The sequence below is a fragment of the Arcobacter acticola genome (assembly GCF_013177675.1).
Taxonomy (GTDB): Bacteria; Campylobacterota; Campylobacteria; order Campylobacterales; family Arcobacteraceae; genus Aliarcobacter; species Aliarcobacter acticola.
The window spans coordinates 1,661,518-1,685,116 of sequence record NZ_CP042652.1; the positions used below are offsets into that span (position 1 = coordinate 1,661,518).

The window sequence follows — 23,599 nt, forward strand, 5'->3', positions numbered from 1 at the left end:
AATGGGATTTGGAAACTTAGAACTTATCACACTTCAACAATATTGGTGGATAATAATATCTTTATTAGGTGGTCTTTTTGTATTTATTATGTTTGTACAAGGTGGTCAAACTTTAATGGATAAATTAAGTGATAATGAGACAGAAAAAACTATGTTAATAAATAGTATTGGAAGAAAATGGGAATTAGGTTTTACAACTTTAGTTCTATTTGGTGGAGCTTTATTTGCTGCTTTTCCATTATTTTATGCAACTAGTTTTGGTGGAGCTTATTGGGTGTGGTTAGCTATTTTATTTTGTTTTATTATTCAAGCTGTAAGTTATGAATTCAGAACAAAACCTAATAATTTTTTAGGACAAAAAACATATGAAATGTTTTTAAAAATAAATGGAAACATAGGAACTTTTTTATTAGGAGTTGCTATTAGTACATTTTTTAGTGGAAGTGAATTTATAGTTGATTCAAATAATTTTGTTGATTGGCAAAATCCACTAAGAGGTTTAGAAGCACTTCTAAATCCATACAATTATTTATTGGGATTTGCACTTGTATTTTTAGCAAAGATTAGTGGAGCTTTATATTTTATAAATAATATAGATTATGAAAAAATTAGAGAAAAAGCAGTTGAATCTATAAAAATAAATATGATTTTCTTTTTAACTTTTTTCTTAGGATTTATGGTTTGGATTCTTGTAAAAGATGGTTATGCAGTAAGTGAAAATGAAATTATCGTAATTGAAAGATTTAAATATTTACAAAATTTTATTGATATGCCAATTGTTTTAAGTATGTTCTTAATAGGTGTAATAATGGTTATTATTGCAGTTTTTGTAACAATAACATTTGGAAAAACTTGTTGTATTAAAACAGGTGGTGTGGGAATCGTGTTAACGGTAATGGCTGTTTTATTAAATGTGGGGTTAAATAATACAGCTTATTATCCTTCAACTACTGATTTACAAAGCAGTTTAACAATTATGAATAGTTCAGGAAGTCACTATACACTTATGGTTATGAGTTATGTTTCATTAATGGTTCCTTTTGTATTAGCCTATATTACATATGCTTGGTACAGTATGGATAAAGTAAAAATTACAAAAGAAGAAATTGAATCAAAAGATTCACATAATTATTAAAAAAGGTTAGAAAATGGAATATTTAAGTGAATTATTATGGTTAAGTTTATGGCCCGTGGTTATATATCTTGGATATAAAATCTCAATAATCAACGCAACAAAGGAGATAAAATGATTGCAATACCAGTAAAAACAAATAAAGAAAACACAGCAGTATCGACACTTTTTGGAAAAGCTAAATATTTTGCTTTTATTCAAAATAATAAAATTGAAATATTAAAAAATGAGCAAACAGGTGGGCGAGCAGTTGCTAATTGGTTAAAAAGTAAAAATGTTGACACACTTATTACTTCACATATGGGAGAAAAACCCTTTGAAACACTATTAAGTAATGATTTAAAAGTATATTTTGCAGGAGATGAAAGAATAGAAGTAAAAGATGTAATGGTAAAATATGCAGATGGAGAACTAGCTCTTTTAACTAGTGAAAATTTTCATACACTTATAAAAGAAGATGAAGAGCATCATTCACATAGTTGTTGTTCAAAAGGTAGTGGAAAAATGCATAATCACAAGCATAATCATATTATGGAAAATAAACTTCAAAAAGCTCCTTATAAAAGCTTTATAAGAAATATTCATTTTTAATATATAAAAAGGTAGAAACTAAAAGTTTTTACCTTTTTTCTATGGTTGCATGATTTTTATGGGTTTTTAAAACCACAACTTTTTCACCCTCTACAAACTCTTTTTCATCAATTTTTGAATCAATATCCCAATAAGTTGCTTTATAAAAAACTTTTGAATTTTTAATTTCCCCTATTCCTTTTTCATTTAAAAAATCATCTGAAATATCTTTTTTCGATTTCAAAAAAGATTCTAATACTTTTTTTCTCAGAAGTAATAATAAAATCAAAGATATTAATGAAGCCGTTGCTATTTGCCAAATTCCATCACCAAAAATATAAATATAAGAAATAAGAGCAGTTAAAACAAACCCTACTCCAAACCAAACAAGAACAAATGACACAATAACAGCTTCAAAAGCTATTAGAGCAACTCCGATTGCTAAAAGTATATAAGGGTCAATTACACTAAGAATTATTTGAGTTTGCATTACTTACACCTTTGAAAAATGCATCACCTAAAACAGAAGTTGCTCCAACCATTTGAGCTACATCATAAGGTAAAATCATTTTATCTGTTGAACCACTTTCAGCTAATGCTCTAAATGCAGCAATTCTATCTTTTGCAAGTAAGAATTCTGCTGCTTTTTCATTTTCCATCATAGAGATATTTATAAGTCTCATAGCTTCTTGTTGCCCTGCTGCCATCTGCTCTTGTTCATATCTTTTTGCATCTGCCATTCTCTCAATTGCTTCTGCTTTTAAAATCTCTTCTTGTTTAAAACCCTCAGCTTTTCTAATAACTGCTTCTTTATCAGCTCGGGCTTTTGTTTCAACTGCTCTTTTTGATCGCTCTGCTTCCATTTGCATATTCATAGCACGTTCAATTTCAGCAGGAACTGAAATATCAGAAATTTCAACTCTTGTTACTTTGATTCCCCAGTTAGCAGCAGCACTTCCTAGTTCATTTTGAAGTTTTGCATTTAATGTTTCTCTATTTGATAAAGTATCATCTAAATCCATTCCACCAATTTCAGATCTAAGTGTTGTCATTGCAAGATTTGCAATTGCATTTTTAAAATCAACCACATTATAAGTAGCTTCCATAGCATCATCAACTTTACAAAATACAATTCCATCAATAGAGATATTTACATTATCTTTTGTAATTACAGATTGCTTTTCAATATCAACCAACTGCTCTCTTGAAGTTAATATTGCTCGTACTTGATCAATAATTGGAATAATAAGATGAAACCCACCATGTAGCTCTTTATTAAATTTACCTAATCTTTCAATTACATATAAATCAGATTGAGGAACAATTTTAACACCTTTTATGATAATTATTAATACAAAAAATATTATCGCAACAGCGAATATAATACTTGTTTCCATGAAATTCCTTTTTGAATTTTTATGTTCTATGATATAACAATTTAGATTAAGATATTTTATTTTTGGGAAAAATAGAGTTTTAGAAGATTAGATTATGGGAGAAGTCCCATAATCTTTTAGTTAAATTCAGGTTTAGAAGTATCTATTGTAGATTCTGGAAGTTGAGGATATAAAACAGCTGGTTTTACACCTTTTAATGTTTTTAAGAATGTTACAATTGAAGCAGCTTCTGCATCTGAAATTGTAATTCCTAATTGAACAGAACCCATTTCTTTTACAGCTTCATCTAATGACCAAATTTGTCCATTATGGAAATATGGAGCTGTTTCAGTGATATTTCTTAAAGTTGGAGTTTTTACCATACCTTGTTCATTACCTTTGAAATCACCTACACTTCCAAATTTATATTTAGCAGCTAATTCAAATGGTTGCATTGTTCCACCAAGAGCAATTCCTGTATGACAAGAAGCACAACCTTTATCAATAAAAGTATTTAAACCATCTTTTTCTTCTTTATTTAAAGCTTTTTCATTACCATTTAAATAATCATCGAATTTAGAAGGCGTAACTAGAGTTTTTTCAAAAGTTGCAATTGTTGCAGTGATTTTTTCAAAATCAACTTTTACATCTTTTCCATAAGCAACTTGGAATTCATTTACATATTCAGGAATTGAGTTTATTCTTTGTTCTACCATTGATGGAGGTGCTGCCATTTCAGGACCTGCTTGAACTGGACCTTGAGCTTGATCAGCTAAGTGAGGACTTCTTCCATCCCAAAACTGTGCTTTAAAGAACACTGAGTTATAAACTGTTGGTGAATTTAAGTGATGAGGATTTGCAGTCCAACCGTGACCAATTGCTGCTGGAATTCCATCTGCTCCTCCAAGTCCTAGATTATGACAAGTATTACAAGAGATTAATCCACTTTTTGAAATTCTAGGATCAAAGTATAATTTTAAACCAAGTGCTACTTTCTCTTTTGTAATTGGATCATTTTTATCATCGATTAATTTCATTAATTCTGTTTTATCAGCAGGAATTGCTTTTAAACCACTAGCTACAGCTTTTTCAACTAATGCAGAACTTGAGAATAAAGAACCTGCACCTAATAAACAAACCGCGAAAGATGTTACTAATTTCATTTTGTCTCCTTTAAAATAATATTTAATTTTAGGAGAATAATTATTAAAAAAGAATTAATTTTTGCATATTTTTTTATAAATATTATAATTTTATCTTATAATATAAGACAAAAAATATCCTATTTATAGGGATTTTAAAGACATTTAATAACTATACACTTATAAGTTTAAATTATAATAGTTTTGTAAATACTATATTTTAGGATTTTTATTTAGAAGAAAGAAAATTATTTTTCTAATATTAAAGAAAAGTTTGTATAAAAGCTTTGAAAAAAGATTTTCATATTTAAATAGAAAGTGAAGCTTTCCAATAAATTTGAAAGTTTTTTTTTAGTTTTAAGAGTTTTACATAATTATCACAAAAAGGACATTGCTTAACATAATAAAGTGTAATTGTTTTTTTTAAATGATATTTTTCAAATTTAGATTAAATCTATTTCCATTTTCTAAAGTATCAATATTTATACCGATTTTATTTTTATCGCAAAATTCTTTTACCATAGAAAGACCTAAACCAAAGCCATCTTTTGAAGAGTCTTCTTGAAAATATCTATCAAATATAATAAAAAGGTTTTTTGTATCTATTTTTTCACCTTTGTTAAAAATAGATAATACTCCATCTTTATAAGTGATTTTTACTGTTGGATTTTCTTTTACATTATATTTAATTGCATTTGAGATTAGATTATCAATGGTTTTTTCAAAGCCATTTAGATCTGTAAAAAGTTTTATATTTGGAACACTTACAATAATTTGTGTATCATTTTTAATATCATCAAATTTTTCACAAGAAGTATTTATTATTTCATCTAAATAAAACTCTTGTTTATCGATTTTATCAATCTCTTTTTTGATATTATATTCCATGTTCTCATATAATTTTAGAAGATTGTTACTTGCTTGTTTTATTCTATCAAGTCTTTTTAAACTTTTCTCATCTTTAATTGTTTTTTCTAAAAGTTGAGTATTCATCTTTATTGTTGAAACTGGAATATTTAACTCATGAATTGTTTCTTTTATACTAATTTCTAATTTTTCATCACTTTTAAAAAGTGGCTTTAAAATTGAAATTGAAAAGCTTAAAAATATACTTAGCCCAACAATCAACAAAGGAATAATAATATAAATAAAGTTATCTTGATTTAGCCCAAATTTTGAAATAAAAAAGTAGTTTAGATAAAGAATAATTATAAGAGTAAAAGTAAAAATAATAGAGATAGAGATTAGAAAATCTTTTTTCTTAGAATTCAATTTTATATCCTATTCCTTTAATATTTAAAATTGAATCTTTGTCAAACAGTTTTTTGATTTGATTTATATAAACTCTAATTGACCCTTCACTATAATCTTCACTAGTTGCCCATAGTTTTGAAATAATCATATCTTTAGTAACAATTTCTCCTCTATTTTCAACGAAAAGTTCCATTAATTCTAACACTTTAACTGGAAGATTCATATCAACACCATTTTCAAGAACTCTTTTAGAGCTAGGATTAAAAGTTAAATTATTTGATAGTTGTATTATTTCAAATTGTTTTTTATTTCTTTTTAAAAGTGCTTTTATTCGTAAAATCAGTTCATCTAAATCAACTGGTTTCTTTAAATAATCATCACATCCTTTTAAAAATGCATCATGTAAAGTATCTTTATCTTTATATGATGTTAAAAAAATCGTAGGAGTATTGTCATCACTTTGTCTTAACTGCTTTAATAAGTCTAAGCCATTTATTTTAGGTACATTTATATCAAAAATATAAAGGTCATAGTTTTTTTTATAATTTAATTCTAAGCACTCTTCACCATCACTTGCAATATCAACATCAAAACCCTCATCACTAAGAAAGTCTTCAACTGTTGAAGCAAAAAGTTCATCATCTTCTAAAAGTAAAATTTTATACAAATATTATCCTTATGTAATTGCTTAGATTATATTTAAGTAGTATTAATAAATCGTTAAATTCCTAAATTGCTAAATTTTAAACCTAATTAATATTCATAGATTTAAAATATAATATTGCAGAAATTATAAGAAAACCTGTTCCCAACATTAAAAGTTGAGCAGATCTTTCTTTTCTTATAATAGAAGCACTAACTTCAAAAACTGCAATAGATTTTAAAGTTCCATTATCTATATATTTTAAAAATTTGTAACCTTTTTTTTCATACTTAGTTTTAACTCTTTCAAGCTCTTTTTCCCTTTGCTCTTTTGAAAAGCCGCCTACTACAATATTCTTTAATGCCATTATTTAAAATCTTTAAAATTTTGTCTTAAAGCTTCATAAGCAATAATTGAAACAGAGTTTGCAATATTTAAACTTCTAGCTTCATTTGTCATAGGAATAGTAATACAAGTACTTGGATTTTTATCTAAAATAGCCTGTGGAAGACCTGCATCTTCTCTTCCAAAATAAAAATAATCACCCGTTTTTAGTTCTGCATCAAAGTAATTTTGTTTTGTTTTTGTTGTTGCAAAAAAATGTCTATCATTAAATGGATTCTTTGCCCAAAAATCTTCAATATTATCATACTCTCTAACATCAAGTTCAAACCAATAATCAAGTCCAGCACGTCTTACTTCTTTTTCAGTAATTGCACCAAAACCATAAGGTTTGATAAGATGTAAAGTACAATTTAAAGCAAAGGCAAGTCTTCCAATAGTTCCCACATTTCCAGGCATTCTTGGCTCATGTAAAACTAGATTAAACATTATAAAATCACCGTTTTATTTCCATGAACAAAAACTCTATCATTTAATAATAATTCAAATGCATTTGATAATACTATTTTTTCTACGTTTCTTCCTGCATTTCTCATATCTTCCCAAGAATAACTATGATCAACTCTTACAACATCTTGAAAAACAATTGGACCTTCATCCAAATCATTTGTAACATAATGTGCAGTTGCTCCAATAATCTTAACACCTCTTTCATGTGCTTGTTTATATGGATTTGCTCCAATGAACGCAGGTAAAAATGAGTGGTGGATATTTAAAACTTTTTTAGGGAAAGTCTCTACAAACTTAGAAGTTAAAATTCTCATATATTTAGCAAGAACAATAAGCTCAGGCTCATATTCATTGATTTTAGCAATCATTTTGTCTTCATGCTCTTCTCTATTTAAGCCTTCAGCACTAATACAAGTAAATGGAATATTGAATTTTTCAACTAAATCTTGTAAATGATTATGATTTGCTATAACTGCTTTGATATTTGCATTTAATTCACCTGCTATGTATCTAATAAGTAAATCACCTAAAACATGAAACTCTTTTGTTGCTAAAATAACAACATCTTTTTTCTCTTTTTTATTTAATCTGATTTGAGCACTTGAAGGTAAAACTTCTTTTAATTCTTTAAGCAAGATATTGTGCGAAACTTTTCCAGAGATAATACTTCGCATAAAGAATTTTTTTGTATCAGGGTCAACGTATTCAGCATTTTGTTCTATATTTAAGTTGTTTGCAAAAAGAACTTTTGAGATATTGTATACTAAACCTTTTGCATCTTCAGTATCAATTAAAAGTATATACTCTTCCATTATTATCCTATTTTGGTATTATTCTTGTTTAAAATTTAAGCAAAATAATACCATTTTATTAATTAATAGATAATTGAAAGATAAGTTGAAACTACACCATTAAAGCAAGTTTTGCTTTATATGTTTCTAAATCAAACTCTTTAACTCTTGCAACGCCTGTTTCAACAGCTCCATTTGCAACAGCTGCTGATACTTCTACCATTAATCTTTTATCAAAAGGAGTTGGAATAATATACTCTCTTCCATAAGATAAATCACCATATAAAGCTTTTAAATCAGCAGTTAAAGGCTCTTTTGCAAGATTTGCAATAGCATGTGCTGCTGCCATTTTCATAGGCATATTTATTTTTCTTGCTTGTACATCTAAAGCACCTCTAAAAATAAAAGGGAAACCAAGTACATTATTTACTTGATTTGGGAAATCTGATCTTCCTGTTCCTACTATTGCTTTTGGTCTTACAGACTTTACATCTTCAGGAAATAATTCAGGTGTTGGATTTGCAAGAGTAAATACAATTGGTTCTTCACTCATAAGTGCAATATGTTCAACTGTAAAAGTTCCAGGTTTTGATAATCCTAAAACCATGTCAGCATTTGTAAAAGCATCTTCCATAGTAACAGCATCTGTTGAAGTTATAAAATCTCTTTTATATTTATTTAAATCTGTTCTATCTTTATGAATTACACCTTTAGAATCACACATTATTAAGTTTTTAACACCTAATTCTTTGTACATTGTAGAACAAGCAATTGCTGAAGCTCCAGCTCCCACAACCACAACTTTTAAATCTTCTATTTTTTTACCCATCATTGAAGCTGCATTTATTAATGCTGCTGATGTAATAATAGCAGTTCCATGTTGATCATCATGCATAATAGGAATATTTAACTCTTCAACTAATCTTCTTTCAATTTCAAAACACTCAGGAGCTTTGATATCTTCAAGATTAATTCCACCAAATGTAGGAGCAATTGCTTTTACAACTTCACAAAATTTATCAATATCAGTTTCATCAACTTCAATATCAAAAGAATCCACAGCTGCAAATTTTTTGAATAATACAGCTTTACCTTCCATAACAGGCTTAGAAGCAAGAGCTCCAATATTTCCAAGACCAAGAACTGCTGTACCATTTGAAATAACAGCAACTAAATTTCTTTTTGAAGTAAATTCATATGCTAATTCTGGATTTTTTTGAATCTCTTCACAAGGATAAGCAACACCCGGAGAATACGCTAATGCTAAGTCTCTTTGTGTCTCTAATTTTGTAGTTGTAGCAATCGCTACTTTTCCTGGATTTGGAACTCTATGATAGTCTAATGCTTCTTCTTTTGTTACTTTTGTACTCATTTTTTTCCTTTAAAATTTCTACTTTTAAAATAAATTTGAAAAATAGTAACCAAAAGAAACTTAAAAAAGATATATTTCTAGAAAGAAATCAAATTAATTTCTAATTAAGCAAGTTATGTAAAAATTGTGTAATAAAAATAAATTAATTATAAAGATTAATTATAATTTAATTGTCCATTATTACTAAAACTTATAATACCTGCGAAACGGCCTGTTTGTGGATTTTTTCTAAAAGAATAAAATGGCTCATCTGAGCATTTTGTACAGATTTCTGAAATTCGTATGTGTCTAATTCCAATTTCTTCAAGAAGCATTATATTAATTCCATGTAAATCAATATATCTTCCATCACAAAATTTTTCACCAAATGAAGTTTTTACAATTTGAGATAACTCATCACTTACTTCATAACAGCATTTGTGAATACTAGGTCCCATAATTACTTTCATATTGTCCACATTACAATTAAATTCGTTTATCATTTTATTTGCTGTTATTTGAGCAATCTTCAAAAATGTAGAGTTTCTTCCTGCATGAATAGCTGCGATTACACCTTTTATTTCATCAAAAATAAGTATAGGTATACAATCAGCTACCATAACCATAATAGGTAAATCTTTTTCACTTGTAATTATTGCATCACAATTGTCTATTAGTTTAGGCGAGTCCTTAGTAACTATTTGTACATTATTTCCATGAACTTGATTCATATAAACTAAATCTTCACCTTTATAGCCTAATAATGATGCAACTTCATCTCTATTTTTATCTACATTTTCTTTTATATCATTTACATGATAAGCCAAATTTCCATCATCTGTTGTACTAAAATAGTATTTAATATTATTCATAATTCTTCTTTTATTTGCTTTTGCTATAATTTACCAAAATATTAATGATTTATTGTTTAAGGATAAGAAAATATGAATAGATTTGATAATGTGGCAAAAGACTGGGAGAGTAAACCTTCCCGTGTACAAATAGCAAAATCAAGTGTTGATAATATAATAGAAATTGTTGATTTAAAACCTGATTTTAAAATACTTGATTATGGTTGTGGAACGGGACTTGTAGGTTTTGGTCTAAGTAATGAAACAAATACAGTAATAGGTATGGATTACTCTATTGGTATGGTTGAGAAATTTAATGAAAAAGCACAAGAGTTAGGATTTACAAATATAAGTGCCATTCAACACAATATAAATGAGCAAGATTTACCCCAAAATGAGTTTGATTTAATAGCTATTTCTATGACTTTACATCATATAAAAGATACAGAAATGTTTATACAAAAAGCAAAATCATCTTTAAAAAATGGTGGTTATTTGTGTATAAATGATTTAGTAAGTGAAGATGGAACATTTCACGAAGAACATAAGAATGATGGAGTTGAACACTTTGGCTATGATGAAAATGAACTTTGTAGTTTAATAAAAAATAATGGTTTTGAATTAATTGAATATAAAATAGTTTATACAGATCACAGAAATAACAAAGAATACCCAATCTTTCAAATAATCGCAAAAGTTAAATAAAAAATAAATATATTAAAAGGAAAAACAATGGAAGAAAAAAATAATGGATTTTTAAAAAGAGCAGATGCACATATTGCACTTGCAAATGAGCAATTAGCTCAAAAGTTAACACAAGGTGAAATAAGTGCTTCTTTTATGTATGGTTCTGCTAGATTTAGCGCATGGATGGCTGCAACTTCTTTTGAAACATCAGCAGATATGAAAGCTGAGAAACAAAAAGTTGTTGAGTATTTTATGAAAGAGTATAAACTAGCATTAGAAGAGCACTTAGATAACCATATAGAAAACTTTGATTTTTCAAATAACAAAATTTAAAATTAGGGAATATATATCTATGAAGAAAAAACAATTTGTTATATTTGGAAATCCAGTCTCTCATTCAAAATCACCACAAATGCATAATGCAGGGTTAAAATATATTAACTTTGATGGTGAATATATAAAACATCAATTAATAGATGGAAATACTATAAAAGAAGTTTTTTTACAAAACAATTATAGTGGAGCAAATATAACAGTTCCCCATAAAGAATATGCCTATGAAAATGCAGATGAAGTAAGAGGATTGGCAAAAGAGATAAAAGCTGTAAATACTTATATAAATGAAAATGGGAAAATAATAGCTTATAACACAGATGCTCCTGGATTTTTAAACGCAATAGAGAGTTTTGGTGAAGTTAAAAATGTACTACTTTTAGGAGCCGGTGGAACTGCTAAAGCAATCGCCCTAGCCTTACAATCAAAAAATATAAAAGTTACAGTATTAAATAGAAGTGAAGGGAAACTAGACTTCTTTAAAGAACACAAAATTTCATGTTTTTCATGGGAAAACTTCAAAGCAGAAAATTATGATTTGATAGTAAACTCAACAAGTGCTGGCTTAAAAGATGAAGAATTACCATGCCCAAAAGAAATACTAGAAAATATCCTAAAAAATGCATCTTTTGCTTTTGATTGTATATATGGAAAAATCACGCCATTTTTAGCACTTGCTAGAGATAATAATCTAATGACTAAAGACGGTGAGGACATGCTTTTATTCCAAGGGGTATTGGCATTTGAATATTTTACTAATACAAAAGCCGATAATAGTGTAGTTGAAGCTATGAGAAAAGGTTTAAAAGAAGAATAAAGTTTCTATAAATATCTACTTAGCTACGCAGATTATGCGTAGCCAAAAAGTGAACTTGTAGTTGTATTTTGTAGGTATGTATTTATTTGACTATTGTTATTTTGATTATTAATAGCTTTTAATATTCCATCAAAACTTTTTGTATCAACAGAAGAAGTTCCATCTTCACTTGAAGTATTAGATTTTAATACATTCATTAAAGTACTTAAATTATCTAAAGCATTTTGTTGGTTTGAAGTTAATGATGTTGTACTATCAGTACTACTTGTACTGCTACTACTATATGCCGCTTGAAGTTCTGCAATCGAAACTACACCATCTTCATTTGTATCCATTTCGTCATATACTTCACTTGAATCAGATGATGACATTTGTTGTCCACCACCACCGCCACCTTGAGGACCAACACCTGCTAGTGTTCCTACTTCTTTAGCATCAAAACCAGCTTCTTCCATGGCGCTTACAAGTTCTTCTGATGGTTCAATTCCTGCTTCTTGAAAAGCTGCAACAATACTTTTAGCATCACTCTCACTTAAATTATCAGCATCATATTCTGCTAAAATTGAAGAAATAGTTTCTGCTTGAGAAGAAGATGAAGACGTAGTTGTACTAGTACTTTCACTTCTTGATGGTACTTCAAAACCAAAAGAAGAAAGCATAGATTGAAAATCTTCTTTAGATGGCATTGTTCCATCATATTGTGACATTGCAGTCTCAATAGCAGTTGTTAATTCAGATTTACTAACTAATCCATCTAAATCGGAATCATAAGACGAAAATATATCATCGCTAACACCCATCTCTTCAATACTAAGAGCTGAATCAGCGTCAGAATCTTTTTTTGATATCATCTGTGTTGAAACGTTAGAAGAAGTTGGTTGAATAAAATTCGCCATAATTCCCATATTTGCTGTGTCTATCATGATATCTCCTTTATATAATGTAAATTATACTATTTCAAAGTAAATATAAAGTAAATGTAATTTAATTATTTAAAAGAATTGTTATCATTTTCTGGATATTTACAATATTATTATTTTATAATAGAAATTTATTATTACATGAAATTTAAAAGTAAAATTTATAATTTTTTGATTATTATAAAGCAATTAGATATAATACTGACGATTTCTAAAATAGTCATAATAAAAATATAAAAAAACTTTAAAAGTATATTTAAAAAAGGTTAAAAAATTGAAAAAGAAAAATCATATTAAAAAAATATCAGATTATGCAATTGTTGGTGGACTGGGATCATTACTTGTTGTTGGTCTTATAGGTTGTGGAGATAGTTCAAATAACAATCAAGAACAACAAAATCAAGGGCAAAGTGATGCTTTTTCAAATGCTAGTCAAAAACAAAATGCCTTTGTAGTAATAGAAGAATCAGCTGATGGTAAATATGCAATTATTGATGAATTTCCAGCTTCAAAAACTACAGTTGTTTTAAGAAAACCAGATGGAACTGAAAGAATTTTAACGCAAGAAGAAATAGATAAATTAGTTAAAGAAGAAGAGAAAAAAATTGATGCAGGAACATCACCTCTTACAAATCCAAATGCTGAAGTAAGTAGTGGAGGTATGGGTCTTGGTGGAGTATTATTATCTTCAATTGCAGGTGCAATGATTGGTTCTTGGCTTGGTAATAAACTATTTAATAATCAAAATTTCCAAAATCAAAGACAAACTCAATATAAATCGCCTCAAACTTATAGTAAATCACAAAGTTCATTTAATAAAACTCCTGCAACTACAGGATCAAACAGCTCAAGTAGTAAAAAAAGTGGTTTTTTTGGAGGGAATTCGAATTCAAATTCAAAATCTAGTTCTTCTTCATTTGGTTCAAAAAGTTCAGGATTTGGGGGATAAATGAAATTAGAAAAATTAAAACCATTAACAGATAATTATTTAGAATCAATAGGTTTTGTATGGCATACAGATTCTGATAATTCATCATACGTAAGTGATGAGATTGTAGTAATAAATGAAGATGAAGCAAATGGATATTATGAAGCTTGTAATGAGCTATATGATATGTTTGCCGAGGCTGGGCAATATGTTATTGATAATGATTTATTTCATGAAATAAATATTCCATTTAATCTAATAGAGATGATAAAAGAATCTTGGGAAAATGATGTTCATTGGCATTTATATTCAAGATTTGATTTAGCAGGTGGAATAGATGGAAAACCTATAAAATTAATTGAATTTAATGCAGATACACCAACTTCACTTTTTGAAACAGCTATTATTCAATGGGCTATGTTAAAAGCAAATGGTTTAGATGAAGCAAGTCAGTTTAATAATCTTTATGAAGCTTTAAAAGACAACTTCAAAAGAATTATTACCCTTGATACTGATGTTGAAAAGTTTGAAGAGTATTATGCAAATTTAGGATGGAAAATATTATTTTCATCAATTTCAAGCTCAAGTGAAGATATAAATACAACAAAACTTTTAGAGCATATTGCAAACGAAGCTGGATTTAATACAGATTTTGAATTTATAGAAAATGTTCAATTTAATGATGATGGTATTTTTAAAGATGAAGAGAGTTTTGAATTTTGGTTCAAACTTATTCCTTGGGAAAATATTGCTATTGAAGAGAGTGAATTAGCATTAATTTTAACAGAAATCATAAAAGAAAAAAGAGCAATTATTTTTAATCCTGCATATTCACTTATGTTTCAATCAAAAGGATTTATGAAAGTTTTATGGGATTTATATCCAAATCATCCCCTACTTTTAGAAACATCATTTGAGCCTTTAGAAAACAAAAAACAAGTTGAAAAAAGATGTTTTGGAAGAGAGGGTGCTAATACTAAAATCATAAATAGTGATGGAAGTATAGATGTGCAAACTGATGGCGATTATGAAGGTCATAAGGCAATTTATCAAGAATATGTTGAACTTCCAACGGATTCAATGGGTAATTCTTACCAAGCAGGTGTGTTTTATGCATATGAAGCTTGTGGATTAGGATTTAGACGTGGTGAAAAAATTCTAAATAATATGTCAAAATTCGTGGGTCATATTATAAAATAAACTCTTACTTTTAATAATTATTATCAAGATAGTTATATTTAAAAATATAACTATCTTACTTAAATGGGAAAAATGTTACTTTTTTCCATATTTTCATATTCTCCTAAACTATTTTTATAAATTGCTACGCTTATACTACTAATTTGTTTTATAATAGGTGATATTTCAATAATTATAATACAAGGTTTAAAAATGAGTGAAGAAGTAAAAAGAGAAAAATCTCTAACAATGACTATGTTAATGACACCAGATAAAGCTAATTTCTCTGGAAAAAATGTTCACGGTGGTGAAATTTTAAAAATGTTAGATCATGTTGCATATGCTTGTGCAGCAAGATATACAGGTATGTATGCAGTAACATTATCAGTTGACATGGTTTTATTTAAAGATCCTATTAAAATTGGTTCTCTTGTTACTTTCCATGCATCTGTTAACTACACAGGTAGAACCTCTATGGAAATTGGTATCAAAGTAATATCAGAAGATATTAAAGATCATACAATTAAAAATACAAATGTATGTTATTTTACAATGATTTCAGTTGATGAAGCTGGAAAACCAGCAGCCGTTCCAAAATTAGATTTACTTACAGAAGATGATAAAAGAAGATACAACGATGCTATTCAAAGAAGAGAAATTAGAATGTCATCAAGACATGCTAAATAAATATCTTTTATTTTCTTAAACATAAAAAAAGGGGAAGATTTTAAATCTTGCCCTTTTTTATTCTTTCTTATATATGAAATTTATTAAGCCTCTTTAGACTCAATAAATTCTTCATAACTTCCTTTAAAGTCAACGATAGTTCCACCTGGTTGGATTTCAATAATTCTATTTGCGAACGCATCTAATAGTTCCCTATCGTGAGAAACACAAATTACAGAACCAGGATAATCAAGTAATCCCTCACCTAAAGCAATAATAGCTTCAAGATCCAAGTGATTTGTAGGTTCATCTAAAACTAAGAAGTTACCTTGCTCTAACATAATTTTAGAAAGCATCATTCTATGTTTTTCTCCACCTGAACAAGAAGTTACTTTTTTCTCTTGCTCTTGACCGTTAAATAACATTCTTCCTAAACAGTTTCTAATTTCAGAAATATCAGCATCTCTATCACAATTTCTTAACCAATCATATAAAGTGAAATCACCTTCAATTAAGTCAGTTGTATTTTGTGGGAAATACGAGTTTTGAATAGTTGCACCCCATAAAACTTCACCACTATCAGCTTTTACATTTCCTTCTAATATTTCACATAAAGTAGTTTTACCAATACCATTTGTACCAATTAAAGCTATTTTATCACCTTTTTCAACTGTAAATGAAATATCATTTAATACAACTTCACCATCATAAGATTTAGAAATGTTTTTTGCTGTTAATAACTCTTTACCAACTTCTCTTTTTTGTTTAAAAATAATAGAAGGATCACGTCTACTTGATACTTGAATAGCACCAACATCAAGTTTGTCAAGTTGCTTTTGTCTAGAAGTTGCTTGTTTTGCTTTTGAAGCATTAGCACTAAATCTAGCGATGAATTTTTCTAATTCATCTTTCTCTTTTAATTTTTTACTAACATCTTTTTCATTTTGTTTAGCAAGTACTGTTGAAGCAATATACCAATCATCATAAGTTCCTGTAAATTCTCTAATTTGTTTAAAGTCAACATCTAAAATATGTGTACAAACTGCATTTAAGAAGTGTCTATCGTGAGAGATTACAACCATCGTTCCATCATGGTGTTGTAATTGGTTTTCTAACCAACCAATTGTTGCGATATCTAAATTATTCGTAGGCTCATCTAAAAATAAAACATCTGGTTTTGGATATAAAACTTGTGCAAGTAAAACTTTAAATTTATCTCCACCTGTTAATGTACTCATTAAATCTTGATGAGATGCAGCAGGAAATCCTAAATCTTCTAGTATTCTCGTAATTTTTACATCATATTCATAAGTTGGATCTTCTTCACAACAAATAATTTCAAGCTCTGCTAATCTATCATTTATTTCATCTGTAAATTCAGGACTCATATAAAGTTCTTCTTTTTCTTTTACAGCATCATGTAATTTTTTATTACCTAAAAGTACTGCATCAAAAATTGTATTATTTTCATATGCAAATTGATTTTGAGATAAAGTTCCTACTTTTTTACCATTTTGAATTTGTACTTCACCCTCAGTTGCTTCTTCTTGTCCAGATAAGATTTTTAAGAACGTAGTTTTTCCAGCACCATTAGCACCGATTAATCCATATCTTTTACCAGTATCTAATTTTACATTTATATCTTGAAATAAAACTCTTGGACCAAAAGATTTTTTAAGATTGACAGTTTGAACCATATTATAATTATCTCCATTTATTTTTTATTTTGTGTATTGATTCCGCGATTATATCAAAAAAATCATATTTAAGACTTAATTCTTCTTTTCACAACTCTTGTTCAAAAGCTAATTTCATAATATCATCTTCACTTAATGCATCATTTTTTTCATCACTAGGAGGATATTTAATCCATAATACTTTTGTTTTTAATTGATCAAGTTGATATTTAGTAAGATTTTTAATCAATGCATCTGTTACCATTTCTTTTGTTAGGCTTCCAGCATTTAGCATTTTTTTAATAACTTTTTCTAAATTCTTTTTAGTTGCTTCAAATGTTTTTTCTTCATCTGTTAAAGCGATATATTCTTGATCTAAATACTTCATAACTAAATCACCTGGATACTTATAAGTCGTCACTCCCTTATAATTGTATTTTTGGCACTTTAATCTAGGAATATAAACACCTGTAAAAACATATCCTATTACATTATTTAAACCTTCTAAATCTCTTAATGGATTATGAGAACAAATAAAATCTTCTTTGACCAAAGATGGAGCATTTTGTAGTGATGTAACATTATTATGTAAAATTATAAAACTTCCACCAACTTCTTTAGGTCCACCTTTTAATGATGTTAATTCATTTTTATGAGCTAAAAAACTTCCAGTAACTTTCTTAGGACTTCCTTCAAGAGTAGTTAATTCATTATTACTAATATCAAAATCACCTTCTATAATATTAAAATTAAGTGGCAATTTAACCAAACTTGTAAGTTTGTCAGAAAGTTTCACATCTCCATGAACATCTACTGAATTATCTTTTAAAATACTAAAATTTCTAATATCATGTTTTCTAAGCCATCTATTTATATCATCAAGAGTCGTTAAAGCAACAATTGGTTTATAAATGTGAGCAATAACTTCATTACCCTTATATCTCCAATATTTCTCCTCTTCATTATAAGAGCTTGTTACATGATTTAACCTAACATCTGTTATTAAATCCCAACCAATTTCATCAGCAATGCTATCTAAATCTGTTAAATTATTTCCATTACAAATATAATCCTGTCCAACAGAAACAGGACCTCCTGATAATCTTTCAATAAAATTATGAGAACAGTCAAAAAATGTATCTATATATTGAGGACCACCTCTTAAATTAATTAATCTATTATCAGAACAATTAAAATGCCCTTTTATAGTTCGAGGGCTTCCTTTAATTGACGTTAATTCATTAAAAGAGCAATTAAAACTTCCTTTTACTTCTTTGGGAGCATAAGATAAAGTTTTTAATTTGTTGTTAGAACAATCAAATTCTCCAGCTTCAGAAGGTCCTTCAAATAGTGAATCTAATTTATTTCTAGAACAATTAAAATCTCTAGTTACTATTTTTGGGCATCCTTCAAGGGAAGTAAGATTATTGTTACTAATATCAAAATATCCATCTACCATTTTAAATTTAACAGGTAGTTTTTTTCCATTTAATCTTTCATTTAAGTTAACATTACCTTGGACGGTAATGTATAAATCTTCAGAAATCATATAATTATTTATTGAATGTTCTTTAAGCCAAGCTTCGATTTCTCCAAGATTATTCATCTGGTACCTTTTTATTACTTTTGTTATTTTTTATTTATGATTTTATCATTTTATTTCTTAACCCTTAAATATATTTAAAATTTATTTTTTCAAACTATTTTTTATCAAACTACAAATATTGTATACCAAAAATCTTTTTATTCTCATATAATCATCTTAAGTTAGTACATAACTAGCTTACATAAAAAAGGTTTTTATCATGGAAACAAAAGTTTGGATTATTGGTTCTAGTTCTGGCATCGGTTTAGAGTTAGTTAAACTTTGCTTGCAAAGTAATCATAAAGTAATAGCAAGTTCTAGAAATGCTAAGAAATCAGAAGAACTATTACAACTAAAATCAACTTACACAAACAAACTAGAATTATTAGACATTGATGTTTCAAGTAATGAAAGTGTTACTAAATGTGTGGAGGAAGCATTTACTGTTTTTAATGATTTAGATATTTGTTTTTTCAATGCAGGGGTTTATGATTCTATGCCTCTTGAACAATGGGATATTTCAAGCTTTGAAGCAATGATAAATACAAACTACTTAGGTGCTGTTAGAATTTTAAAACCACTAGTTAGTTATTTAGAAAAACAAAAAAAAGAATCAAGAGTTATATTAAATGCAAGTTTATCAAGCTACTTTGGATTGCCTTATGGTGGAGCTTATAGCGCATCAAAAGCTGCTTTAGTAAATCTTGCACAGTCAATTCAACCTGAATTATTAAGAAAAAATATTTATTTACAAATAATAAATCATGGCTTTGTAAAAACAAGATTGACTGCAAAAAATAATTTTGATATGCCTCAATTAATGCAGCCTGAAATTGCTGCTAAAAAAATATTTGAGCAGTTTAATAAACCATATAGTTTTGAAATTTCGTTTCCTTTTATTTTGTCAAAATTTTTACGATTAATATCTCTTGTTCCGTATAAATTAAGTTTTTCAATAACAAAAAAGTTTTTAAAATGATTACAGTTAAAAATTATGTGAAATATATAACAAATTAGATTTAAATGAATAATAATAACCCAAAAAGCAATGAAATTCTTACATATGGAATATTAGGAATTCCTATTGCTTTTTTGGGATTCCCTTTATATATTTACTTACCAATTTTTTATGTTGAGTATGTAAACTTAAGCGTTGGAACTGTTGGAGTTATTTTATTAATTGCTAGATTATTAGATATGATTCTAGACCCTTTTATTGGTAGTTTTACTGATAAATACAACAAATTTAATATTATATTAGTTTCTACATTTTTTGTATTATTTGGTTTATATTTTTTAATTAAACCCATTTATTTCAACTCATTATGGCTATTTTCTTTTTCACTTATAACTTATATTTCCTATAGTTTTGTAATGATTCCTTATCTTACTTTAAATTCACAAATAAGCAATAATTCAATAAATAATACAAAACTAGCATTTTCAAGGGAAGTTTTTATAGTTTTTGGTGTTTTAATATCTTTATTATTCCCTTATATCTTTTTAGTTGCAGAGGACTCTAAAAAAAGCTTAGAGTTATTACTACATACATGTATGATTATTTTTCCTATTTTTTCAATTATATTTTATTTCAAACTAAAACATTTTGAAAATCTAAAAAGTGTTATTCCTAAAACTTCAAATAATGAATTTTTAAAATCAATAAATTTATTCTTTGAGACTTTTCCCCAACACAAAAAACTATTTTTGGCTTTTTTAATCAACAATCTAGCAAATGCACTACCTGCAACACTATTTTTATTTTTCGTAAAATATGTTTTGATTTTAGAAGAAGAAACAGGTCTTTTTTTAATTGTTTATTTCTTAAGTGCAATATTAACTTTTCCATTATGGATTAAATTATCAATAAAAATATCAAAAAAATCCACATGGATTTTATCTATGATTACAGCATGTGCAGCTTTTTCTTTTGTACCTTTTTTAGAAGAAAATGATTTCATATATTTTTTAATCATTTGTATAATAACAGGGATGAGTTTAGGTGCTGATATGGCACTGCCCTCTTCTATTCAAGCTGATGTTGCTCAAGAAAGTAAAAAAATAAATAATGATATTTCAGGTATATTATTTGGTTTTTGGGCAATGATTACGAAGTTTTCATTGGCTTTAGCAGTAGCTGTTTCATTTATTACTTTAGAGTTTACCTCTTTTGATACCCAAAATATAAATGAAAACTCAATCATGGCAATTATAATTTTATATTCAATAGTACCTATTTTTCTTAAATTAATATCTATTATTTTCTTATGTAAATATAAACTAACATAAATTAACTACAAATATCCCTTTTTTTATAATAAATTACACAATACAAAGAAGGAGTACTTGTGAAATCAATTATATTAATACTAATTATTTTTTCATCACAATTTGCAAGTTCTTCCTTTGATGTAAATACATTTGATAAGAAAAAGTTTTCAGGCCTATGGTATGAGATAGCTAGAACTTATAACTCTTTTCAAGAAAATTGTGTTGCTTCAAGTGTTGAATATATATTAGAAGATGATACTTATGATGTATTTAATAGATGCTTTGAAAATGAACTTGATGGTAAATTAATCCAATACAACGGAGATGCAAAAGTAAGTCAAATTGAAAATAATATTAGCCTAGATATGACTTATTTTTACTTATTTACATCATCTTATAAAATAATATATTTAAACAACTATAAAACAGCAATCATCACAGATGATGATTACTCTAATCTTTGGATTATGAGTAGAGTTCCATCTATAGACCAAAGTGAATTAAAAATGATTTTAAAAAAATTGGAAAATAAGATGGATACTTCTAAATTAATATTTACAAAACTAGATCCAAAAGGAAGATACAAATGAAAATAGCAGTATTAGGAGCTGGAATCAGCGGTCTGGGAAGTGCCTATATTTTAAGTTCTAAACATGAAGTAGATTTATATGAAAAAGATAATCGTTTAGGTGGACATGCAAGAACTACTACTGTAAATGACGAAGATAAGACTTTTGGAGTAGATACTGGATTTTTAGTTTTTAATGAGCCAACTTATCCACTTTTAACAAAATTATTTAAACAACTTGATGTAAAAATAGAGAACTCAGATATGAGTTTTGCTTTTTGGGATAAGATTAAAAATATAGCTTACAACGGCTCTTCTATAAAAGGAATGTTTGCACAAAAAAGAAATCTATTTTCACTTAATCATTATAAAATGATAAAAGATATCTTAGATTTTAATGAAAAAGCAAATAGCGATTTACTTTATAATAATTTAAACCTAGATAAGTCATTGGGAGAATATATAAGTTCTTATTCAAAAGCTTTTAAAGAGAGATATATTCTTCCAATGGGTGCTGCTATTTGGTCAACACCAAGCGATGAAATGAATGATTTTCCAGCAAGAACATTCTTAACTTTTTTTAAAAACCATGGACTTTTGGGTATTGATTCTCATCATCAATGGCTTACTGTTTCTAATGGAAGTATAAATTATGTAAATAAAATAAAAGAGAAGATCTCTGGAAAAATAATTTTAAACTCAAATGTTATTAAAATACAAAGAGTAGAAAATGGTGTATATTTGATTCATAAAAATGGTGAAAAAACTTTTTATGACAAAGTTGTATTAGCTATGCATGCACCTGATGCTTTAAAAATACTAGATGATGCAACAGCAAAAGAAACTGAAATATTAAGTGCGTTTAAATACAAAGAAAACAGCGCTGTTTTACATAACGATAATAATATTTTATATCCAAATAAGAAAATGTATGCAGCTTGGAATTATACAAATTCATATATCAAAAGTGATTTGGTTACTTTAACTTATTGGATAAATACCTTACAAAATTTAAAAACAAAAAAAGATTACTTTGTATCCTTAAATGAAACAAGCCATATAGAGCAAGTAATTGAAAGAATCTCATATGATCATCCACAATTCAATCGCGAAGCTATAAATATGCAAAAACGAAAAAATGAAATTAGTGGACAAAACAACACTTTTTATGCTGGAGCTTATTGGAGATATGGATTCCATGAAGATGGACTTTTATCTGCAAATGAAGTGGGAAAACTATTAGGTTGCGAGTTATGAAAAATCTTACAAAGCATAAATTTTATGAAGGAACTATTTATCATAAAAGATTTCACCCAAAAGTGCATGAATTTAAATATAACTTTTATTTATTAGATATTGATTTAAACTATTTTGAAAATCTAAAGAATAGTTTGTTTTCAATAAATAAACTAAATTTTCTAAGCTTTAAAACAAAAGATCATTTTGGAAAATCTGATGATTTTTTACAAAATGTAGATGAATTATTAGAAAAATTCAGTATTAAAAAAACTAAAAATATGAGATTTTTCACTCTTCCTAGAGTTTTAAATTTTGTTTTTAATCCAATTAGTGCACTGGTTGTTTTTGATGATAACAACCAAGCAACTCATCTTTTAGCAGAAGTTCATAACTACAACAATGGAAGAGTAGTTTATCCAATCCTTTTAGAAAAAAAAGGTAATTCATATGTAGGAAAAGTAAAAAAAGATATGTATGTTTCTCCTTTTTTTAAAACAGATGGAGTATATGAATTCCAACTAAAATATGATGAAAATAAACTATTTTTAAAAATAGATTTATTTGAAGACAATGAGTATAAATTAACAGCTATTTTTAATTCAAAAGCAAAAGACTTTAATAAAAAAAGTAGTTTAAATATATTTTTAAAATATATGTTTAGTACTTTTTTAGTAGTTACAAGAACCTATATTCAGGCTATTAGACTATTTATAAAAGGATTGAAAATTCATAGCCCAAGAGAACAAGACAAAGAAAGGAGATACTAAA

Annotated in this window: 26 protein-coding genes; 13 read left to right on the forward strand and 13 right to left on the reverse strand. The window is 27.4% G+C overall.

The features are described 5' to 3' along the window. Position 1: 1 nt before the first annotated feature. Together cydB and AACT_RS08490 are read left to right on the forward strand one after the other, a co-directional pair. Positions 2-1,135, forward strand: a complete 1,134-nt coding sequence (cydB, locus tag AACT_RS08485) for a cytochrome d ubiquinol oxidase subunit II (RefSeq protein ID WP_172126381.1) — start codon at positions 2-4, stop codon at positions 1,133-1,135. A 111-nt stretch (positions 1,136-1,246) separates the two neighbouring features. Further along, positions 1,247-1,723 (forward strand): NifB/NifX family molybdenum-iron cluster-binding protein, encoded by a 477-nt coding sequence (locus tag AACT_RS08490; RefSeq protein ID WP_172126382.1) that lies wholly within the window; start codon positions 1,247-1,249, stop codon positions 1,721-1,723. 28 nt (positions 1,724-1,751) lie between these two features. Here the strand turns inward: AACT_RS08490 and AACT_RS08495 are convergent, their stop codons facing one another. The 10 genes from AACT_RS08495 to pgeF form a co-directional block, all read right to left on the reverse strand. Beyond that, a complete protein-coding gene (locus tag AACT_RS08495; protein ID WP_172126383.1) occupies positions 1,752-2,192 on the reverse strand; it encodes an NfeD family protein in 441 nt (146 codons plus the stop codon). Further along, positions 2,170-3,099 carry an SPFH domain-containing protein gene (locus tag AACT_RS08500; RefSeq protein ID WP_172126384.1) on the reverse strand — a complete coding sequence of 310 codons (930 nt, stop codon included), beginning with the start codon at positions 3,097-3,099 and terminating at the stop codon, positions 2,170-2,172. The genes AACT_RS08495 and AACT_RS08500 overlap by 23 nt, the downstream gene beginning before the upstream one ends. Before the next feature lie 116 nt (positions 3,100-3,215). Further along, on the reverse strand, positions 3,216-4,241 hold the full coding sequence (locus tag AACT_RS08505) for a cytochrome-c peroxidase (RefSeq protein WP_172126385.1): 1,026 nt from the start codon (positions 4,239-4,241) through the stop codon (positions 3,216-3,218). Positions 4,242-4,643: 402 nt separating this feature from the next. Next, on the reverse strand, positions 4,644-5,492 hold the full coding sequence (locus AACT_RS08510; RefSeq protein WP_172126386.1) for a sensor histidine kinase: 849 nt from the start codon (positions 5,490-5,492) through the stop codon (positions 4,644-4,646). Then, complete coding sequence (locus AACT_RS08515; protein ID WP_172126387.1) at positions 5,482-6,141, reverse strand: response regulator transcription factor; 660 nt, start codon at positions 6,139-6,141, stop codon at positions 5,482-5,484. Before AACT_RS08515 ends, AACT_RS08510 begins: the two co-directional genes overlap by 11 nt. An 82-nt stretch (positions 6,142-6,223) precedes the next feature. Next, the gene (locus tag AACT_RS08520; RefSeq protein WP_172126388.1) at positions 6,224-6,484 is read right to left on the reverse strand and encodes a hypothetical protein; all 261 of its coding nucleotides are present in this window, start codon (positions 6,482-6,484) and stop codon (positions 6,224-6,226) included. Beyond that, positions 6,484-6,948 (reverse strand): tRNA (cytidine(34)-2'-O)-methyltransferase, encoded by a 465-nt coding sequence (locus AACT_RS08525; protein WP_172126389.1) that lies wholly within the window; start codon positions 6,946-6,948, stop codon positions 6,484-6,486. The genes AACT_RS08520 and AACT_RS08525 overlap by 1 nt, the downstream gene beginning before the upstream one ends. Next, positions 6,948-7,781 (reverse strand): formyltetrahydrofolate deformylase, encoded by an 834-nt coding sequence (purU, locus tag AACT_RS08530; RefSeq protein WP_172126390.1) that lies wholly within the window; start codon positions 7,779-7,781, stop codon positions 6,948-6,950. Before purU ends, AACT_RS08525 begins: the two co-directional genes overlap by 1 nt. Before the next feature lie 91 nt (positions 7,782-7,872). After that, on the reverse strand, positions 7,873-9,132 hold the full coding sequence (locus AACT_RS08535; protein WP_172126391.1) for a malic enzyme-like NAD(P)-binding protein: 1,260 nt from the start codon (positions 9,130-9,132) through the stop codon (positions 7,873-7,875). Positions 9,133-9,287: 155 nt separating this feature from the next. Then, positions 9,288-9,983, reverse strand: a complete 696-nt coding sequence (pgeF, locus tag AACT_RS08540) for a peptidoglycan editing factor PgeF (RefSeq protein ID WP_172126392.1) — start codon at positions 9,981-9,983, stop codon at positions 9,288-9,290. Between the two features lie 72 nt (positions 9,984-10,055). Between pgeF and AACT_RS08545 the strand changes: the two genes are divergently transcribed. Genes AACT_RS08545 through AACT_RS08555 form a run of 3 tightly spaced genes read left to right on the forward strand, consistent with a single transcriptional unit; the run spans position 10,056 to position 11,799 of the window. Then, positions 10,056-10,667: a class I SAM-dependent methyltransferase gene (locus AACT_RS08545; protein WP_172126393.1), complete on the forward strand. Its 612-nt coding sequence runs from the start codon at positions 10,056-10,058 to the stop codon at positions 10,665-10,667. Between the two features lie 27 nt (positions 10,668-10,694). Next, positions 10,695-10,982, forward strand: a complete 288-nt coding sequence (locus tag AACT_RS08550; protein WP_172126394.1) for a DUF3144 domain-containing protein — start codon at positions 10,695-10,697, stop codon at positions 10,980-10,982. 19 nt (positions 10,983-11,001) lie between these two features. Then, complete coding sequence (locus AACT_RS08555; RefSeq protein WP_172126395.1) at positions 11,002-11,799, forward strand: shikimate dehydrogenase; 798 nt, start codon at positions 11,002-11,004, stop codon at positions 11,797-11,799. Between the two features lie 32 nt (positions 11,800-11,831). Here the strand turns inward: AACT_RS08555 and AACT_RS08560 are convergent, their stop codons facing one another. Next, the gene (locus AACT_RS08560) at positions 11,832-12,722 is read right to left on the reverse strand and encodes a hypothetical protein (RefSeq protein ID WP_172126396.1); all 891 of its coding nucleotides are present in this window, start codon (positions 12,720-12,722) and stop codon (positions 11,832-11,834) included. A 271-nt stretch (positions 12,723-12,993) separates the two neighbouring features. On the opposite strand from AACT_RS08560, the gene AACT_RS08565 reads away from it, so the two are divergent. From AACT_RS08565 to AACT_RS08575, 3 genes are all read left to right on the forward strand, one after another. Further along, on the forward strand, positions 12,994-13,668 hold the full coding sequence (locus AACT_RS08565; RefSeq protein ID WP_172126397.1) for a UPF0323 family lipoprotein: 675 nt from the start codon (positions 12,994-12,996) through the stop codon (positions 13,666-13,668). Next, positions 13,669-14,847, forward strand: a complete 1,179-nt coding sequence (locus tag AACT_RS08570) for a glutathionylspermidine synthase family protein (RefSeq protein WP_172126398.1) — start codon at positions 13,669-13,671, stop codon at positions 14,845-14,847. A 192-nt stretch (positions 14,848-15,039) separates the two neighbouring features. Then, positions 15,040-15,513, forward strand: a complete 474-nt coding sequence (locus tag AACT_RS08575; RefSeq protein ID WP_172126399.1) for an acyl-CoA thioesterase — start codon at positions 15,040-15,042, stop codon at positions 15,511-15,513. Between the two features lie 83 nt (positions 15,514-15,596). Here the strand turns inward: AACT_RS08575 and AACT_RS08580 are convergent, their stop codons facing one another. Further along, positions 15,597-17,189, reverse strand: coding sequence for an ABC-F family ATP-binding cassette domain-containing protein (locus AACT_RS08580; protein ID WP_172126400.1), 1,593 nt, complete (start codon positions 17,187-17,189; stop codon positions 15,597-15,599). Positions 17,190-17,277: 88 nt separating this feature from the next. Beyond that, positions 17,278-18,774: a hypothetical protein gene (locus AACT_RS08585; protein ID WP_172126401.1), complete on the reverse strand. Its 1,497-nt coding sequence runs from the start codon at positions 18,772-18,774 to the stop codon at positions 17,278-17,280. A gap of 199 nt (positions 18,775-18,973) precedes the next feature. On the opposite strand from AACT_RS08585, the gene AACT_RS08590 reads away from it, so the two are divergent. Genes AACT_RS08590 through AACT_RS08610 form a run of 5 tightly spaced genes read left to right on the forward strand, consistent with a single transcriptional unit; the run spans position 18,974 to position 23,598 of the window. After that, positions 18,974-19,732 (forward strand): SDR family NAD(P)-dependent oxidoreductase, encoded by a 759-nt coding sequence (locus AACT_RS08590; protein WP_172126402.1) that lies wholly within the window; start codon positions 18,974-18,976, stop codon positions 19,730-19,732. Between the two features lie 44 nt (positions 19,733-19,776). Continuing rightward, the gene (locus AACT_RS08595; protein WP_172126403.1) at positions 19,777-21,042 is read left to right on the forward strand and encodes an MFS transporter; all 1,266 of its coding nucleotides are present in this window, start codon (positions 19,777-19,779) and stop codon (positions 21,040-21,042) included. A gap of 59 nt (positions 21,043-21,101) precedes the next feature. Continuing rightward, a complete protein-coding gene (locus AACT_RS08600) occupies positions 21,102-21,614 on the forward strand; it encodes a lipocalin family protein (RefSeq protein ID WP_228720464.1) in 513 nt (170 codons plus the stop codon). Further along, positions 21,611-22,849, forward strand: coding sequence for an NAD(P)/FAD-dependent oxidoreductase (locus AACT_RS08605; RefSeq protein WP_172126404.1), 1,239 nt, complete (start codon positions 21,611-21,613; stop codon positions 22,847-22,849). Before AACT_RS08600 ends, AACT_RS08605 begins: the two co-directional genes overlap by 4 nt. Next, complete coding sequence (locus AACT_RS08610; RefSeq protein WP_172126405.1) at positions 22,846-23,598, forward strand: DUF1365 domain-containing protein; 753 nt, start codon at positions 22,846-22,848, stop codon at positions 23,596-23,598. Before AACT_RS08605 ends, AACT_RS08610 begins: the two co-directional genes overlap by 4 nt. Position 23,599: the final 1 nt, after the last annotated feature.

What these genes read in the sequence shown, in the direction of transcription:
- cydB (WP_172126381.1), top strand. Translation starts at nt 2, where the DNA reads ATGGGATTTGGAAACTTAGAACTTATCACACTTCAACAATATTGGTGG.
- AACT_RS08490 (WP_172126382.1), top strand. Translation starts at nt 1,247, where the DNA reads ATGATTGCAATACCAGTAAAAACAAATAAAGAAAACACAGCAGTATCG.
- AACT_RS08495 (WP_172126383.1), bottom strand. Translation starts at nt 2,192, where the DNA reads ATGCAAACTCAAATAATTCTTAGTGTAATTGACCCTTATATACTTTTA.
- AACT_RS08500 (WP_172126384.1), bottom strand. Translation starts at nt 3,099, where the DNA reads ATGGAAACAAGTATTATATTCGCTGTTGCGATAATATTTTTTGTATTA.
- AACT_RS08505 (WP_172126385.1), bottom strand. Translation starts at nt 4,241, where the DNA reads ATGAAATTAGTAACATCTTTCGCGGTTTGTTTATTAGGTGCAGGTTCT.
- AACT_RS08520 (WP_172126388.1), bottom strand. Translation starts at nt 6,484, where the DNA reads ATGGCATTAAAGAATATTGTAGTAGGCGGCTTTTCAAAAGAGCAAAGG.
- AACT_RS08525 (WP_172126389.1), bottom strand. Translation starts at nt 6,948, where the DNA reads ATGTTTAATCTAGTTTTACATGAGCCAAGAATGCCTGGAAATGTGGGA.
- purU (WP_172126390.1), bottom strand. Translation starts at nt 7,781, where the DNA reads ATGGAAGAGTATATACTTTTAATTGATACTGAAGATGCAAAAGGTTTA.
- AACT_RS08535 (WP_172126391.1), bottom strand. Translation starts at nt 9,132, where the DNA reads ATGAGTACAAAAGTAACAAAAGAAGAAGCATTAGACTATCATAGAGTT.
- pgeF (WP_172126392.1), bottom strand. Translation starts at nt 9,983, where the DNA reads ATGAATAATATTAAATACTATTTTAGTACAACAGATGATGGAAATTTG.
- AACT_RS08545 (WP_172126393.1), top strand. Translation starts at nt 10,056, where the DNA reads ATGAATAGATTTGATAATGTGGCAAAAGACTGGGAGAGTAAACCTTCC.
- AACT_RS08550 (WP_172126394.1), top strand. Translation starts at nt 10,695, where the DNA reads ATGGAAGAAAAAAATAATGGATTTTTAAAAAGAGCAGATGCACATATT.
- AACT_RS08555 (WP_172126395.1), top strand. Translation starts at nt 11,002, where the DNA reads ATGAAGAAAAAACAATTTGTTATATTTGGAAATCCAGTCTCTCATTCA.
- AACT_RS08560 (WP_172126396.1), bottom strand. Translation starts at nt 12,722, where the DNA reads ATGATAGACACAGCAAATATGGGAATTATGGCGAATTTTATTCAACCA.
- AACT_RS08570 (WP_172126398.1), top strand. Translation starts at nt 13,669, where the DNA reads ATGAAATTAGAAAAATTAAAACCATTAACAGATAATTATTTAGAATCA.
- AACT_RS08575 (WP_172126399.1), top strand. Translation starts at nt 15,040, where the DNA reads ATGAGTGAAGAAGTAAAAAGAGAAAAATCTCTAACAATGACTATGTTA.
- AACT_RS08580 (WP_172126400.1), bottom strand. Translation starts at nt 17,189, where the DNA reads ATGGTTCAAACTGTCAATCTTAAAAAATCTTTTGGTCCAAGAGTTTTA.
- AACT_RS08585 (WP_172126401.1), bottom strand. Translation starts at nt 18,774, where the DNA reads ATGAATAATCTTGGAGAAATCGAAGCTTGGCTTAAAGAACATTCAATA.
- AACT_RS08590 (WP_172126402.1), top strand. Translation starts at nt 18,974, where the DNA reads ATGGAAACAAAAGTTTGGATTATTGGTTCTAGTTCTGGCATCGGTTTA.
- AACT_RS08595 (WP_172126403.1), top strand. Translation starts at nt 19,777, where the DNA reads ATGAATAATAATAACCCAAAAAGCAATGAAATTCTTACATATGGAATA.
- AACT_RS08605 (WP_172126404.1), top strand. Translation starts at nt 21,611, where the DNA reads ATGAAAATAGCAGTATTAGGAGCTGGAATCAGCGGTCTGGGAAGTGCC.
- AACT_RS08610 (WP_172126405.1), top strand. Translation starts at nt 22,846, where the DNA reads ATGAAAAATCTTACAAAGCATAAATTTTATGAAGGAACTATTTATCAT.